The sequence below is a fragment of the Streptomyces tricolor genome (assembly GCF_002155905.1).
In the GTDB taxonomy this organism is placed as follows: Bacteria; Actinomycetota; Actinomycetes; order Streptomycetales; family Streptomycetaceae; genus Streptomyces; species Streptomyces tricolor.
Map to the genome: position 1 here is coordinate 1 of NZ_MUMF01000471.1, position 13,455 is coordinate 13,455.

11 protein-coding genes and 1 pseudogene are annotated in these 13,455 nt (G+C 72.3%); 5 read left to right on the forward strand and 7 right to left on the reverse strand.

Annotated elements, in window-relative coordinates; all coding sequences use genetic code 11:
* Window positions 1-35: 35 nt before the first annotated feature.
* Entirely contained in the window at window positions 36-638 is a 603-nt protein-coding gene (locus CCN44_RS30070; protein ID WP_059254812.1) for a GTP-binding protein, read from the forward strand.
* A 9-nt stretch (window positions 639-647) separates the two neighbouring features.
* Here the strand turns inward: CCN44_RS30070 and CCN44_RS30075 are convergent, their stop codons facing one another.
* Complete coding sequence (locus tag CCN44_RS30075) at window positions 648-1,076, reverse strand: PPOX class F420-dependent oxidoreductase (protein ID WP_059247916.1); 429 nt, start codon at window positions 1,074-1,076, stop codon at window positions 648-650.
* Window positions 1,077-1,167: 91 nt separating this feature from the next.
* Between CCN44_RS30075 and CCN44_RS30080 the strand changes: the two genes are divergently transcribed.
* Window positions 1,168-1,581, forward strand: coding sequence for a roadblock/LC7 domain-containing protein (locus tag CCN44_RS30080; protein ID WP_059247915.1), 414 nt, complete (start codon window positions 1,168-1,170; stop codon window positions 1,579-1,581).
* A gap of 126 nt (window positions 1,582-1,707) precedes the next feature.
* Window positions 1,708-2,613 (forward strand): annotated as a pseudogene (locus CCN44_RS46620) (DUF6397 family protein); the annotation flags it as partial.
* A 360-nt stretch (window positions 2,614-2,973) separates the two neighbouring features.
* Here the strand turns inward: CCN44_RS46620 and CCN44_RS30090 are convergent.
* The gene (locus tag CCN44_RS30090) at window positions 2,974-3,840 is read right to left on the reverse strand and encodes an acyl-CoA thioesterase (RefSeq protein ID WP_059247914.1); all 867 of its coding nucleotides are present in this window, start codon (window positions 3,838-3,840) and stop codon (window positions 2,974-2,976) included.
* 40 nt (window positions 3,841-3,880) lie between these two features.
* A complete protein-coding gene (locus CCN44_RS30095) occupies window positions 3,881-6,394 on the reverse strand; it encodes a DEAD/DEAH box helicase (RefSeq protein ID WP_059247913.1) in 2,514 nt (837 codons plus the stop codon).
* A 145-nt stretch (window positions 6,395-6,539) separates the two neighbouring features.
* Here CCN44_RS30095 and CCN44_RS30100 point away from each other — a divergent pair, with 145 nt between their 5' ends.
* Window positions 6,540-7,334, forward strand: coding sequence for a metal-dependent hydrolase (locus CCN44_RS30100; RefSeq protein WP_059247912.1), 795 nt, complete (start codon window positions 6,540-6,542; stop codon window positions 7,332-7,334).
* Between the two features lie 38 nt (window positions 7,335-7,372).
* Here CCN44_RS30100 and CCN44_RS30105 read toward each other — a convergent pair whose 3' ends face one another.
* The 4 genes from CCN44_RS30105 to CCN44_RS30120 form a co-directional block, all read right to left on the reverse strand.
* The gene (locus tag CCN44_RS30105; protein WP_059247911.1) at window positions 7,373-7,636 is read right to left on the reverse strand and encodes a type B 50S ribosomal protein L31; all 264 of its coding nucleotides are present in this window, start codon (window positions 7,634-7,636) and stop codon (window positions 7,373-7,375) included.
* A gap of 51 nt (window positions 7,637-7,687) precedes the next feature.
* Entirely contained in the window at window positions 7,688-8,158 is a 471-nt protein-coding gene (locus CCN44_RS30110; RefSeq protein ID WP_059247910.1) for a DUF5709 domain-containing protein, read from the reverse strand.
* Window positions 8,159-9,093: 935 nt separating this feature from the next.
* Window positions 9,094-10,875 (reverse strand): ABC transporter ATP-binding protein, encoded by a 1,782-nt coding sequence (locus CCN44_RS30115; protein ID WP_086701094.1) that lies wholly within the window; start codon window positions 10,873-10,875, stop codon window positions 9,094-9,096.
* Window positions 10,872-12,677: an ABC transporter transmembrane domain-containing protein gene (locus tag CCN44_RS30120; protein ID WP_086701098.1), complete on the reverse strand. Its 1,806-nt coding sequence runs from the start codon at window positions 12,675-12,677 to the stop codon at window positions 10,872-10,874. The genes CCN44_RS30115 and CCN44_RS30120 overlap by 4 nt, the downstream gene beginning before the upstream one ends.
* A 249-nt stretch (window positions 12,678-12,926) precedes the next feature.
* Between CCN44_RS30120 and CCN44_RS30125 the strand changes: the two genes are divergently transcribed.
* Window positions 12,927-13,455 (forward strand): hypothetical protein (locus CCN44_RS30125; protein WP_244203989.1); only part of this gene is annotated, 529 nt, incomplete at its 3' end.

Consider the following 13,455-nt stretch of genomic DNA (forward strand, 5'->3'; position numbering starts at 1 on the left):
GCCGGCCGCGGCCGGCCCTCCCGAGAGAAGTGATCATGGCCTCCGAGCACTCCGACGCCGCCGGCGACACCTCCGCCCTGGCGCTGAAGATACTGGTCGCCGGCGGCTTCGGCGTCGGCAAGACGACATTGGTGGGGGCCGTCAGCGAGATCCGGCCGCTGCGCACCGAGGAACTCCTCAGCGAGGCGGGCCAGCTGGTGGACGACACCGAAGGCGTGGACCAGAAGGTCACCACGACCGTGGCCATGGACTTCGGCCGCATCACGATCCGCTCAGGCCTGTCGCTCTACCTCTTCGGCACGCCCGGACAGGACCGCTTCTGGTTCCTGTGGGACGAACTGGCCCAGGGAGCCCTCGGCGCCGTGGTCCTGGCCGACACCCGGCGGCTGGAGGACTGCTTCCCCGCCGTCGACTACTTCGAGCACCGGCACATCCCGTTCGTGGTGGCCGTCAACTGCTTCCCGGGAGCCCGGACGTACGGCGCCCACGACGTCTCCCGGGCGCTCGACCTCGACCACGGCACACCCGTGGTGCTGTGCGACGCACGCGACCGCGACTCCGGCAAGGAAGTGCTGATCCGGCTGGTCGAGTACGCCGGGCGGATGCACACCGCCCGGCTCCTGGACTCGGTCGGCTGAACCGGCCGCTCAGGCCGCGACGTCCCGCATGGCCAGCACATGGTCGACGGTGACGCGGACGAGGACTTCCCCCGGCACGCCGTTGCGCGCGCCGTACTCCTCGGCGCGGTCCTCGCCCATGTACCGGGCGGCGATCCGGGTCGCCCACAGCCGTACGTCGGCCAGGTCCTCCGACAGCCGGGCGCGGCCGTTCAGCACCGCGAAGTGGAACGGCGGACGGTCGTCGTCCACGCACAGGGCGATCCGGCCGTCACGGGCCAGATTGCGTCCCTTCACCGTGTCCTTGCCGGTGGTGAACACCAGGTCGTCCCCGTCCAGCAGGAACCAGATCGGCGCCACGTGCGGGCTGCCGTCGGCGCGGACGGTGGACAGCTTGCCGGTGCGGGTGCCCTCCGAGACGAACGCCCGCCATTCCTCATCGGTCATCTTGTCTGCCATGGGCCCATCCTGCTTGCCCGCACGCCGGTCGTGGGGAAGGCTGGCGGGGAGTTCCTCCAGCCAGGGGGAGACGTCACACGGGGAGACGGACATGGCGCAGAACCAGGGTCTCGGCTGGCTCCTGGACGATCTGACCGAGCGGGTGGACCACGTACGCCACGCGCTCGTCCTGTCGAACGACGGGCTGGTCACCGCGGCGAGCACGGGCCTACGACGTGAGGACGCCGAGCATCTGGCCGCCGTGGCGTCCGGGCTGCACAGCCTGGCCAAGGGCTCGGGACGCCACTTCGGAGCGGGCCGGGTACGCCAGACGATGATCGAGTACGACGACGCCGTGCTGTTCGTGACCGCGGCCGGCGCCGGCAGCTGCCTGTGCGTGCTCAGTGGCGCGGAGGCCGACATCGGCCGGATCGCCTACGAGATGACCCTGCTCGTCAATCGGGTCGGCGAACACCTCGGCGTCGATGCCAGGCAACCCGAGCGGACGCGCATAGCAGACGCCTGACCTGCGTCTTTTGCTCCGCCCGTCGAGTTATCCACAGGCTCGCCACGGCACGCGGCGAACCGGCTACGGTGAGTGCACGGCGAACGCACAGGGCGTGCGCCACGGACTCCACGGGGGAGTGCGACCATGTCGGCGAACACTTTCGACGCATCTCGTCCCAGCACCTGCACGCCGAGCCGCGCCGCTCGCGAACTGGGGCTCAAGCGCAGCGAGTTCGACCTCGCCGTGCACCTCGGCCGGATCCGGACCGTGCCCGACGAGGGCGGGGGAGGGGGCCGGCGCGTGGAGCGTGCGGAGATCGACCGCCTCCGCGCACAGGGCGACTTCCCCGCCTCCCTCCGCGAGCGGGTGCAGGTCGTCGGTACGGCGGAGGGTGCCGCCCTCATGGAGATCCCGGCCGGCCGGTTCAGCCGGCTCGCCCGCCTGGGCCTGCTCGTGCCCGTCAGCTTCTACCTGAACCGCTACCGTGCCGTGGTCTGGCTCTATCTGGCTGATGAGCTACGCCAGTTCGCGGCGGCCACGGAGAACGCGCGCCTGCTCAAGGGGCGTACGCCCGAGACCCTGCGGAGCCAGCTGGCGGAGGGAGTGGATCTACGGGCCCGCAACTGGCGCGGACGCCATCTCGGATTCCTGCTGCGGCAGGCCGAGGACCCGTGGGCCCGCGCCGGAGCCGTGGCCGCCCTCCTCGCGCCCGTCGAGGTCGCCGACATCGTCAAGGACCCCTACGAGCGCGCCTGCTTGAACCGGTTCCGGCCCGCCCCACCGGGCCACGGCGTTCCCGGGTCCCCCGCCGCGCACCTTGCCGAGCAGATCATGACGGCGCAGGACCCGGACGAAGTCGGCTGGCTGCGCAGTGAGCTGGCGCGCTCGGTCGAGGAGGCCCGCGGCGCCTCGCCCGCCCCGCGTCCCGCCGTCCGTGACGTGCCGTCGGCGATCCGGGCCCTCGCACACCCCATTCCGCCGATGGCACGAACGGTCACCGCGCTCGTGGCGGAACCGACGGTCACGCGGCCCGCGGAGGAGCCGAGGCGGCCGCCGGAGTCGGCGGCACCGCGGCGGGACGCGGCGACGCGGCCCCTGAAATCGGCGGCGCAGGCGCATGAGCCGGTGACGCGGCGGCCCGCCGAGACGGTCGTGCGGCATCCCGAGGTGGTCGTGCGGCACCCGGAGCTGGTGGCGCGACGGCCCTGGGAAGCGTGCGTGCGGCCCGCGGAGGTCGCGAGGCGGCCGGCGCCGCAGCCCGTCGCCCGGGACCACGAGCCGGCACCGCCCGCACCGCCGCGGTCGTCCCGCGGACTGCGGGCCTGGCTGCGGCGCAGAGGCCCGCACCCGGCGCGGGCCTGAACACCCGCTCCCGACCGTGATCGCGCCGTCGTCGCGTGCTCCAGGGACCTACAGGGACCTGAAAAGGCCTTCCTGGACGACCGAGACGAGCAGTCGCCCCTGCAGGTCGTAGATGCGTCCGCGGGCCAGTCCCCGCCCGCCGTTGGCGATCGGCGACTCCTGGTCGTACAGGAACCACTCATCCGCGCGGAACGGCCGGTGGAACCACATGGCGTGGTCCAGCGAGGCCATGTCGAAGTTCCGCGGCCCCCACAGCGGCTCCACCGGGATGCGCACCGCGTCCAGCAGGGTCATGTCGCTGGCGTAGGTCAGCGCGCACGTGTGGACCAGCGGATCGTCACCGAGCGGCCCGACCGCGCGCATCCACACGGCGCTGCGCGGCTCGGCACCCTCGATCTCCTCGGCGTTCCAGCGCAGCCGGTCGACGTACCGGATGTCGAACGGCTGGCGGCGCGCCATCCGCTCCAACTGCTCCGGAAGCGCCCCCAGATGCTTACGGATCTCCTCGGCGACCGTCGGCAGCGACTCCGGATCCGGCACCTCGCGGGCCGGCGGCAGCTGGTGCTCGAACGGTCCTTCCTCAGGCTTGTGAAAGGAGGCGGTCAGATTGAAGATCGTGCGGCCCTGCTGGACGGCCGTGACCCGGCGCGTCGTGAAGGAGCGCCCGTCGCGGACCCGTTCCACCTGGTACACGATCGGCACGCCGGGCCGACCCGGGCGCAGGAAGTACGCGTGCAGCGAGTGCACCGGGCGCTCGCCGTCCGTGGTGCGGCCGGCGGCGACCAGCGCCTGGCCCGCCACCTGGCCGCCGAACACCCGCTGCAAGGACTCCTGCGGGCTGCGGCCACGGAAGATGTTGACCTCGATCTGTTCCAGGTCGAGCAGGTCGACCAGTCTCTCGGCCGGATTCGTCATCGGTGGGTTTCTCCTTGGCTTGCCACTGGCCGGGGACGGCTCACAGCTGGCCGACGTCGGTGACGCGGACGACCGCGCGGCCCTCGGCGTCGGAGGCCGCGAGGTCGATCTCCGCGCTGATGCCCCAGTCGTGGTCGCCGTTCGGGTCGTCGAAGATCTGGCGGACGCGCCAGAGGCCGTTCTCCGGCTCCTCCTTGATGACGAGCAGCTTGGGACCGCGCGCGTCGGGGCCGGTGCCGAGGTCGTCGTACTCGTCCCAGTACTTGTCCATCGCCTCGCCCCAGGCATCGGCGTCCCAGCCGGACTCGGCGTCCAGTTCGCCCAGCTCCTCGACCTGGTCCAGGGCGGCCAGCTCCACGCGGCGGAACATGGCGTTGCGGACCAGGACCCGGAAGGCGCGGGCGTTGGTGGTGACCGGCTTGACCTCGTCGGCCTTCTCCTGGGCCTCCTCGGCGGTCATCTCCTCCGGGTTGGCGAGCTGCTCCCACTCGTCCAGCAGGCTGGAGTCCACCTGGCGCACCATCTCGCCCAGCCACTCGATCAGGTCCTGCAGGTCCTCGGACTTCAGGTCGTCCGGGATGTTGTGGTCCAGGGCCTTGTAGGCGCTGGCGAGGTAGCGCAGCACGATGCCCTCGGTACGGGCCAGCTCGTAGAAGGACACCAGCTCCGTGAAGGACAGCGCCCGCTCGTACATGTCCCGGATCACCGACTTCGGCGACAGCGGGTGGTCGCCGACCCACGGGTGGCTCTTGCGGTAGGTGTTGTACGCGTGGAAGAGCAGCTCCTCCAGCGGCTTCGGGTAGGTGATGTCCTGGAGGCGCTCCATGCGCTCCTCGTACTCGACGCCGTCCGCCTTCATCGCGGCCACGGCCTCGCCGCGCGCCTTGTTCTGCTGGGCGACGAGGATCTGCCGCGGGTCGTCCAGGGTGGACTCGACCACGGAGACCATGTCGAGCGCGTAGGACGGCGACTCGGGATCGAGCAGTTCGAACGCGGCGAGGGCGAACGTGGACAGCGGCTGGTTCAGCGCGAAGTCCTGCTGGAGATCGACCGTGAGCCGGACGATGCGGCCCTCGGCGTCCGGCTTGTCGAGCTTCTCCACGATCCCGCCGTCCAGCAGGGACCGGTAGATCGCGATCGCCCGGCGGATGTGCCGGAGCTGCTGCCTGCGCGGCTCGTGGTTGTCCTCCAGGAGGTGGCGCATCGCCTCGAACGCGTTGCCCGGCCGGGCGATCACCGACAGCAGCATCGTGTGCGTCACCCGGAACCGCGAGGTCAGCGGCTCCGGCTCCGACTCGATCAGCTTCTGGAAGGTGTTCTCCGTCCAGCCGACAAAGCCCTCCGGCGCCTTCTTGCGCACCACCTTGCGCCGCTTCTTCGGGTCGTCGCCCGCCTTCGCCAGCGCCTTCTCGTTCTCGATGATGTGCTCCGGCGCCTGCGCGACCACGAGCCCCGCGGTGTCGAAACCGGCCCGGCCGGCCCGGCCCGCGATCTGGTGGAACTCCCGGGCCCGCAGGGTGCGCACCCGGCTGCCGTCGTACTTGGTCAGTGCCGTGAACAGCACGGTGCGGATGGGCACGTTGACACCCACGCCCAGCGTGTCCGTACCGCAGATGACCTTCAGCAGACCGGCCTGGGCGAGCTTCTCCACCAGGCGCCGGTACTTGGGCAGCATGCCGGCGTGGTGCACGCCGATGCCGTGCCGGACGTAGCGGGAGAGGTTGCGGCCGAACTTGGTGGTGAAGCGGAAGTTGCCGATCAGCTCGGCGATCTGGTCCTTCTCCTCGCGCGAGCACATGTTGATGCTCATCAGCGCCTGCGCCCGCTCCACGGCCTGCGCCTGGGTGAAGTGCACGATGTACACCGGCGCCTGCTTGCTCTGCAGCAGGTCGGTGAGCGTCTCGGTGAGCGGGGTGAGCTTGTACTCGTAGGAGAGGGGCACCGGGCGCGTCGCCGAGCGGACCACCGAGGTGGGGCGGCCGGTGCGGCGGGTGAGGTCCTTCTCGAAGAAGGACACATCGCCCAGAGTGGCCGACATCAGGATGAACTGCGCCTGTGGCAGCTCCAGCAGCGGGATCTGCCAGGCCCAGCCGCGGTCGCCCTCGGCGTAGAAGTGGAACTCGTCCATGACGACTTGACCGACGTCCGCGTTCTTGCCGTCACGCAGCGCGATCGAGGCCAGCACCTCGGCGGTGCAGCAGATCACGGGCGCGTCGGCGTTGACGGAGGCGTCGCCGGTGAGCATGCCGACGTTCTCCGTGCCGAAGAGCTTGCACAGCTCGAAGAACTTCTCCGACACCAGAGCCTTGATCGGCGCCGTGTAGAAGGTGACCTCGTCCCGGGCCAGCGCGGCGAAGTGCGCGCCCGCGGCGATCATGCTCTTGCCGGAACCGGTGGGCGTCGAGACGATCACGTTCGCCCCGGAGACCACCTCGATCAGCGCCTCTTCCTGGTGGGGATAGAGGGTGAGGCCGCGCTCCTGCGCCCACGACTCGAAGGCTTCGTACAGGGCGTCGGGGTCGGCGGTCGGCGGCAGCTGATCGATGAGGGTCACGCCCCCATCTTGCCTGGCCTTCCGCCCGAGCGGGGAATCGGCTGCGGGTCCGAAGATCATGACCGCTACGCTGTGTCGCCGACGCAGCGTCAGCGCACCAGGTCAACTGGACAGCGGCACACGAGGAATGGGGCGGAAAGCGGCCATGATGGGACCAGCACATTCACTGTCGGGGGCCGCGGCCTGGCTGGGCGTCGGAGCCGCCGCCGCGGCGGCCGGACACCCGATGCCCTGGCCCGTCCTCCTCTGCGGCGCCCTGATCTGCGCCGGCGCCGCGCTCGCCCCGGACCTCGACCACAAGGCGGCCACCATCTCCCGGGCCTTCGGGCCGATCTCCCGCTGGATCTGCGAGATCGTCGACAAGCTGTCGTACGCCGTCTACAAGGCGACCAGGAAGCAGGGCGACCCGCGCCGCTCCGGTGGCCACCGAACGCTGACGCACACCTGGGTGTGGGCGGTCCTGATCGGAGCGGGCTGTTCCGTGGCGGCGATCACGGGGGGCCGGTGGGCGGTGCTGGGCATCCTGTTCGTGCACATGGTGCTCGCGATCGAGGGCCTGCTGTGGCGGGCGGCGCGCGGTTCCAGCAGCGACGTCCTGGTCTGGCTGCTGGCGGCGACGAGCGCGTGGATTCTGGCGGGCGTGCTGGACAAGCCGGGCAACGGCTCCGACTGGCTGTTCACCGCGCCGGGGCAGGAGTACCTGTGGCTGGGGCTGCCGATCGTGCTGGGTGCGCTGGTGCACGACATCGGGGACGCGCTGACTGTGTCCGGCTGCCCGATCCTGTGGCCGATCCCGGTGGGCCGCAAGCGCTGGTATCCGGTGGGGCCGCCGAAGGCTCTGCGGTTCCGGGCGGGCAGCTGGGTCGAGCTGAAGGTGCTGATGCCGGCGTTCATGCTGCTCGGGGGAGTGGGCTGCGCCGCGGCTCTCAACGTGATCTGAGGAAACCCCCGGGTCCAGGTGGTGGGAAGCTGCCGGGTTCAGGTGGTCTCGCCCGCGTCCGCCCCGCCGTACCGGCGCTCGAAGCGGGCGATCCGGCCCTCGGTGTCGACCGTGCGGGCCTTGCCCGTGTAGAAGGGGTGGCTCTCCGAGGAGATCTCCACGTCGATCACCGGGTAGCTCTGGCCGTCGTCCCACTCGATGGTCTGCTCGCTCCGTGCGGTGGACCGGGTCAGGAAGGCGTAGCCGGCGGCGCGGTCACGGAAGACCACCGGGTGGTAGTCGGGGTGCTTGTCCTGCTGCATGGCGGCTCCTTGTGCGGGGCGGTCGGGACGGGGGGATCCGCGCCGTCCGGTTCAGCCGGGGAGCGCGTCCTCGTCGACGATGTGCATCGCTGCCTCCTCGGCGGAGGCGGCGGCGCCGTCGATCCCGACGTCGGTCGCGACGAGGGCGGCCTCCTCGTCCTCGTGCGCGCCCTCGTCGGGAGCCACCAGCCGGCCGGAGCGGGAATTGCCGACCTCGTTGTCGAGGAGTTCCCCGTCGGTGCCTTCGCAGTCGCCGATACCGTCGCCGTCGGGCGCGGCGAGATCCGGCAGCTCCTCGGCGAGCCGCTGGTCGAGGGTCTCGCCCGCTTGGCGTTCGGCCGCCGTCACGCCGGTGTGTTCGACCGCCCAGGGTCGCTCCGGAGGGGACCAGCCGCGGTCGAGGGGGTCGGCCACGCCGTCGAAGTCCAGAGTGTCCTCGACGTCGAGCACCCCCGAGTCCTCCCGGATCTCCGAGGGATCGGGCTGGTAGACGTCGTCCCCCCATCCGTCGGCGCTGTCCACGACTACCTCCAGGTGGTGAGGACGGCCGGGTGCCGCCCCAGCGGGCGGCGGGCCGTCGGCACGCAGGGCACGGGAGTCACACGCCGCGAGCCCTCCGCCTCCCGGCTGCACCCCGATCCGGTGCCGTTCTCCAGACTTCCACCCCTGCTCGGCACCGCGCAACGGCACGGGCCCCGGCGGGGCCGCACGCCCCCGCACCGGACCTGTACGAATCCCGCCGGGCCCCGGCCCATCGCGGGCCGACTCCCACACGCGCGGGCTTCGGGGCGGCGGCAGCGGGGGCGGTCCCGGTGGCCGGCGGAGCACGGTCGATCGTCCAGCAGGCCGGCCGAGCTGATGGGGCCGACGGGGCTGGTCGAGCCGGCCGGGCCGACAGGGCTGAACGAGGTCGCCGGGCTTGCTGGACTGTTCGAGGTGGTCCGGCTGGCTGTGCCGATCGAGGTGGCCGAGCTGATCGGGCCGACCGGGGGCAACCGAGGACGCCGGTCCGACCGAGCAGGCCAACTGGGCGGAGACCGCCAACCTCACCAAGCTGGCCCAACAGCCCAACAGCCCAACAGCCCAGCAGCCCAGCGCCCAGCAGCCCCGCGGCGCCTCCGCTCGGCGATCAGCCGGCCCGCCCGCTTCGACCCCGTCGGCCCACGCGGGCCCTTCGGGGCGCGCCCGCGCCGTCAGCGGGGCGCCGCACCCCTCGGTGCGCCGGACGTGCCGGCTCCCGGCGTCACCACGGCCGCGGCGCCACCACGGGCCCCGCCCCCGGGGTGCGGGTACGGACGTTTCGTAGTCCGGCCCCGCCCCCGGGGTGCGGGTACGGACGCTTCGAAGTCGGCGCAAGTCCCCCGACCCCGGCACTCCGGACCCGGTGCCCTCGACCCTCGGCACCCGGCACCCCGGCCCCCGGCACCGCAGGAACCCACCCCGATCCGGCGCCGACCTCACCCATGCCAAGAGCGCCACAGCGCCGCGTACGCGCCCCCCGCCGCGACCAGCTCGTCGTGGCTGCCCAGCTCGCTGATCCGGCCGTTTTCCACGACGGCGATCACGTCGGCGTCGTGGGCGGTGTGCAGGCGGTGGGCGATGGCGACCACGGTGCGGCCGTCGAGCACTCGGGCCAGGGAGCGTTCCAGATGCCGGGCCGCGCGGGGATCGAGAAGGGAGGTCGCCTCGTCCAGGACCAGCGTGTGCGGATCCGCCAGCACCAGCCGGGCCAGCGCGATCTGCTGCGCCTGCGCCGGCGTCAGTGCCAGACCGCCGGAGCCCACCTCGGTGTCCAGGCCGTCGTCCAGCGCCCGCGCCCACCCGTCCGCGTCGACCGCGCCCAGGGCCGCCCACAGCTCGGCGTCACCGGCCCCGGCGCGGGCCAGCAGGAGGTTGTCGCGCAGGGATCCCACGAAGACGTGGTGCTCCTGGTTGACGAGGGCGACGTGCGTGCGGACACGTTCCGCGGGCATCCGGGACAGCTCCGCCCCGCCCAGGGTGACCCGGCCGTCCCGGGGAGCGTAGATCCCGGCGAGCAGCCGGCCCAGCGTGGACTTGCCCGCGCCGGACGGGCCGACCAGGGCCACCCGGGTGCCCGGCGCGACCTGCAGGGAGACCTTGCGGAGCACGTCGACGCCCTCGCGGTAGCCGAAGTGCACGCGGTCGGCGTGCACGTCCCGCCCGTCGGGGACCAGCGAGCCGTCCCCGGCCTCGGGCTCGATGTCCCGCACACCCACAAGACGGGCCAGCGACACCTGGGCGACCTGCACCTCGTCGTACCAGCGCAGGATGAGGTTCACCGGATCGACCAGCATCTGCGCGATGAGCGCGCCGGTGGTCAGCTGGCCCACTCCGAGCCAGCCGTGGAGGACGAACACACCGCCGACCATCAGGACCGAGCCGAGCACGAGGAGGTGGACGGTGTTGATGACCGGGAAGAGCACGGAGCGCAGCCAGAGGGTGTAGCGCTCCCATGCGACCCACTGCGAAATCCGCCGTTCCGACAGGGCCACGCGGCGGGCGCTCAGGCGGTGCGCCTCGATGGTGTGGCCCGCGTCCACGGTCTCGGCGAGCGCGGCGGCGACGGCGGCGTATCCGGCGGCTTCCGAGCGGTAGCCGGACGGCGCCCGCTTGAAGTACCAGCGGCAGCCGATCACCAGGACCGGCACGGCGAGCAGCACGGCGCCGGCCAGCGGCGGGGCCGTCACGACCAGCCCGCCGAGCAGCAGCAGGGCCCACACGAAACCGATGGCCAGCTGCGGCACGGCCTCGCGCATGGCGTTGGCCAGGCGGTCGATGTCGGTGGTGATACGGGAGAGCAGGTCGCCGGTGCCCGCCCGCTCCAGCACCCCCGGCGGCAGTCCGACGGACCGCACGAGGAAGTCCTCGCGCAGGTCGGCCAGCATGCGCTCACCGAGCATCGCGCCCCGCAGCCGTACCTGCCGGACGAAGGCGGCCTGCACGGCCAGCGCGAGCACGAACAGTCCGGCGGTCAGGCCCAGGTGCAGCTCCCGGGCCCCGTCCGTCACCCGTTCGACCAGGCCGCCGAGCAGGTACGGGCCCACCATGGAGGCGACCACGGCCACCGTGTTGACGGCGATGAGCAGCAGGAAGGCCCGCCGGTGCCGCCGGAACAGCTCGGTGACGTAGGCGCGCACGGTCGCGGTGGCGCCGACGGGCAGGGTGGTGGCGGTCGTCGGGGCCGCCGGGTCGTACGCCGGTGGCGCAACGCCGATCATGCGCTCTCCTCGATCTCTTCCAGCTTCTGGAGCGCGTCCAGCAGCACGCCCTCGTCGGCCGCGGCCAGTTCCTCGTCGGTCTCCCGGGTCACCACGGCCCGGTACCGCGGCTCGCTGTCGACCAGTTCACGGTGCACGCCGACCGCCACGACCTCGCCCTCGTGCACCAGGGCGACCCGGTCCGCTCGGTCCAGCAGCAGCGGGGAGGAGGTGAACACCACGGTCGTCCGCCCCGACCGCAGCCGGCGCAGCCCGTCCGCGATCCGGGCCTCGGTGTGCGAGTCGACCGCGGAGGTCGGCTCGTCCAGGACCAGCACCTCCGGATCGGTGATCAGCGACCTGGCCAGGGCGAGCCGCTGGCGCTGGCCGCCGGACAGGGAACGTCCGCGCTCGCTGATCCGGGCGTCCATCGGGTCGGCCGCGTCCAGCGAACCCTGCACGAGCGCGTCCAGCACGTCCTGGCACTGCGCCGCCGCGAGTGCGTCCGCGGGCGGTACGGCACCGGAGGAGGGCACGTCGAGCAGGTCGCGCAGGGTGCCGGAGAGCAGCACCGGGTCCTTGTCCTGGACGAGGACGGCGGTCCGGGCGCTGTCGAGGGGGAGTTCGTCCAGCGGGACCCCGCCCAGCAGCACCGACCGGCCCGGCTCCGCGGGGTGCCCGCCCAGCCGCTCGGCGAGCCGGCCCGCCGCGTCCGGGTCACCGCACACCACGGCGGTGAACCGGCCGGCGGGAGCGAGGAGTCCGGTCTCGGGGTCGTACAGGTCACCGCCCGGCACCTCGGCCTCGCGGGTGCCGCCGGTGTCCGTGGACCGCTCCAGCGACAGCACACGCGCGGCGCGTTTGGCCGAGGGGCGGGAGAAGGAGTACGCCATGGCGATCTCCTCGAAGTGCCGCAGCGGGTAGTTGAGGATCATGACCGCGCTGTAGACGGTGACGAGTTCGCCGACGGTGATCCGGCCCTGGCGGGCCAGGTCGATGCCGTGCCAGACGACGGCGATGAGCAGCAGTCCGGGCAGCAGCACCTGGACGGCGGAGATCAGCGACCACATCCGGGCGCTGCGCACAGCCGCGTGCCGGACCTCCTGGGAGGCGCGGCGGTAGCGGTCGAGGAACAGTTCCTCGCCGCCGATGCCGCGCAGCACCCGCAGTCCGGCGACGGTGTCCGAGGCCAGCTCGGTGGCCCGGCCCGCCTTCTCCCGCTGCACGTCGGCGCGGCGGGTCGCCCGGGGCAGCAGCGGCAGCACCGCGAGGGCCACGACGGGCAGGCCCACGGCGACGACCACGCCGAGCGCGGGCTGGTACACGAGCAGGCCGACGCAGACGACCAGGACCGTCAGCGCGGCGGCCGTGAAACGGGAGACGGCCTCGACGAACCAGCCGATCTTCTCCACGTCGCCGGTGGAGACGGCCACCACCTCACCGGCCGCCACCCGACGGGTCAGGGCGGAGCCCAGCTGGGCGGCCTTGCGCGCGAGCAGTTGCTGGACGCGGGCGGCGGCGGTGATCCAGTTGGTGACGGCGGTCCGGTGCAGGAAGGTGTCGCCCAGAGCGATACCCGTTCCGCACAGCAGCATCAGACCACCCGTCAGGGCGAGCCGGTCCCCGGAGCGGTCGACGGCCGCCTGCACGGCGAGGCCGACGCAGAAGGGCAGAGCGGAGACGGACACGAAGTGCAGCAGGCCCCAGGCGAGCGACTTCAGCTGCCCGCCCAGCTGATTGCGCCAGAGCCACCAGAGGAATCGGGGGCCCGAACGTGCGTCGGGCACGCCCGGGTCGGGATACGGAAGGTCTTGGATCTGCATGACGTCCCAGTGGCTCGTGTCAAGGGCAGGGGGAGCGGTGAGCCGCGGGTGAGCGGCCGACAAGCCGTGAAAGGTTCGCGTCGCAGCGTGGTGAATTTCAAACGGTTTTCTTCGAGGGCCCCGAAATCCACCGGCTTCCGGCCAAGCCGTCGCCGCCCCGCCCGTCAGGCCCGGAAAGTCATGCCGCCCGAAAGGGTGATTGCCCGAAAGTTCACCCAATCAGCCGGTTCACGGTGGCAGCATGGAGGGGTGCAGATCGACAGTGTGCGGCGCAGGGCGGTCGCGGCAGCGACCCTCGGCACCCTCCTCGCGACGCTCTCCGCCTGCGGCACCAGCGCCCCCGCTCCCGCCCGCGGCGCGCACGGCGCCGCGCGGACCCCCACCGCGTCGTCCGACCCCACCCGCATCCCGGGCGTCGGGGACCGCCTCCACCGGCGGATCCCCGCCGACTCCCGCCAGGTCGTGGCCGTGTACGGCGAGGGCCATGACTCGGCCGCGTCCCGGGTCGTGCTGTACACCCGGCAGGGAACGCACTGGCATCCGACCGGCAGTTGGCCCGCCCACAACGGGCGCAACGGCTGGACCACGCAGCACCACGAGGGCGACGCACGCAGCCCGGTCGGCGTGTTCACCCTCACCGACGCGGGTGGAGTGCTCGCCGATCCGGGCACCCGGCTGCCCTACGACCATGACAAGGGCGCCTACGCACCCCCGGCCGAGTGGGACGAGGCGCATCAGCACGACTTCGACTACGTCATCGCCATCGACTACAACCGCG

Bases quoted from the DNA above. Each gene is read 5' to 3' on its own strand.
- CCN44_RS30070 (WP_059254812.1), top strand. From the start codon at position 36: ATGGCCTCCGAGCACTCCGACGCCGCCGGCGACACCTCCGCCCTGGCG.
- CCN44_RS30075 (WP_059247916.1), bottom strand. From the start codon at position 1,076: ATGGCAGACAAGATGACCGATGAGGAATGGCGGGCGTTCGTCTCGGAG.
- CCN44_RS30080 (WP_059247915.1), top strand. From the start codon at position 1,168: ATGGCGCAGAACCAGGGTCTCGGCTGGCTCCTGGACGATCTGACCGAG.
- CCN44_RS30090 (WP_059247914.1), bottom strand. From the start codon at position 3,840: ATGACGAATCCGGCCGAGAGACTGGTCGACCTGCTCGACCTGGAACAG.
- CCN44_RS30100 (WP_059247912.1), top strand. From the start codon at position 6,540: ATGATGGGACCAGCACATTCACTGTCGGGGGCCGCGGCCTGGCTGGGC.
- CCN44_RS30105 (WP_059247911.1), bottom strand. From the start codon at position 7,636: ATGCAGCAGGACAAGCACCCCGACTACCACCCGGTGGTCTTCCGTGAC.
- CCN44_RS30115 (WP_086701094.1), bottom strand. From the start codon at position 10,875: ATGATCGGCGTTGCGCCACCGGCGTACGACCCGGCGGCCCCGACGACC.
- CCN44_RS30120 (WP_086701098.1), bottom strand. From the start codon at position 12,677: ATGCAGATCCAAGACCTTCCGTATCCCGACCCGGGCGTGCCCGACGCA.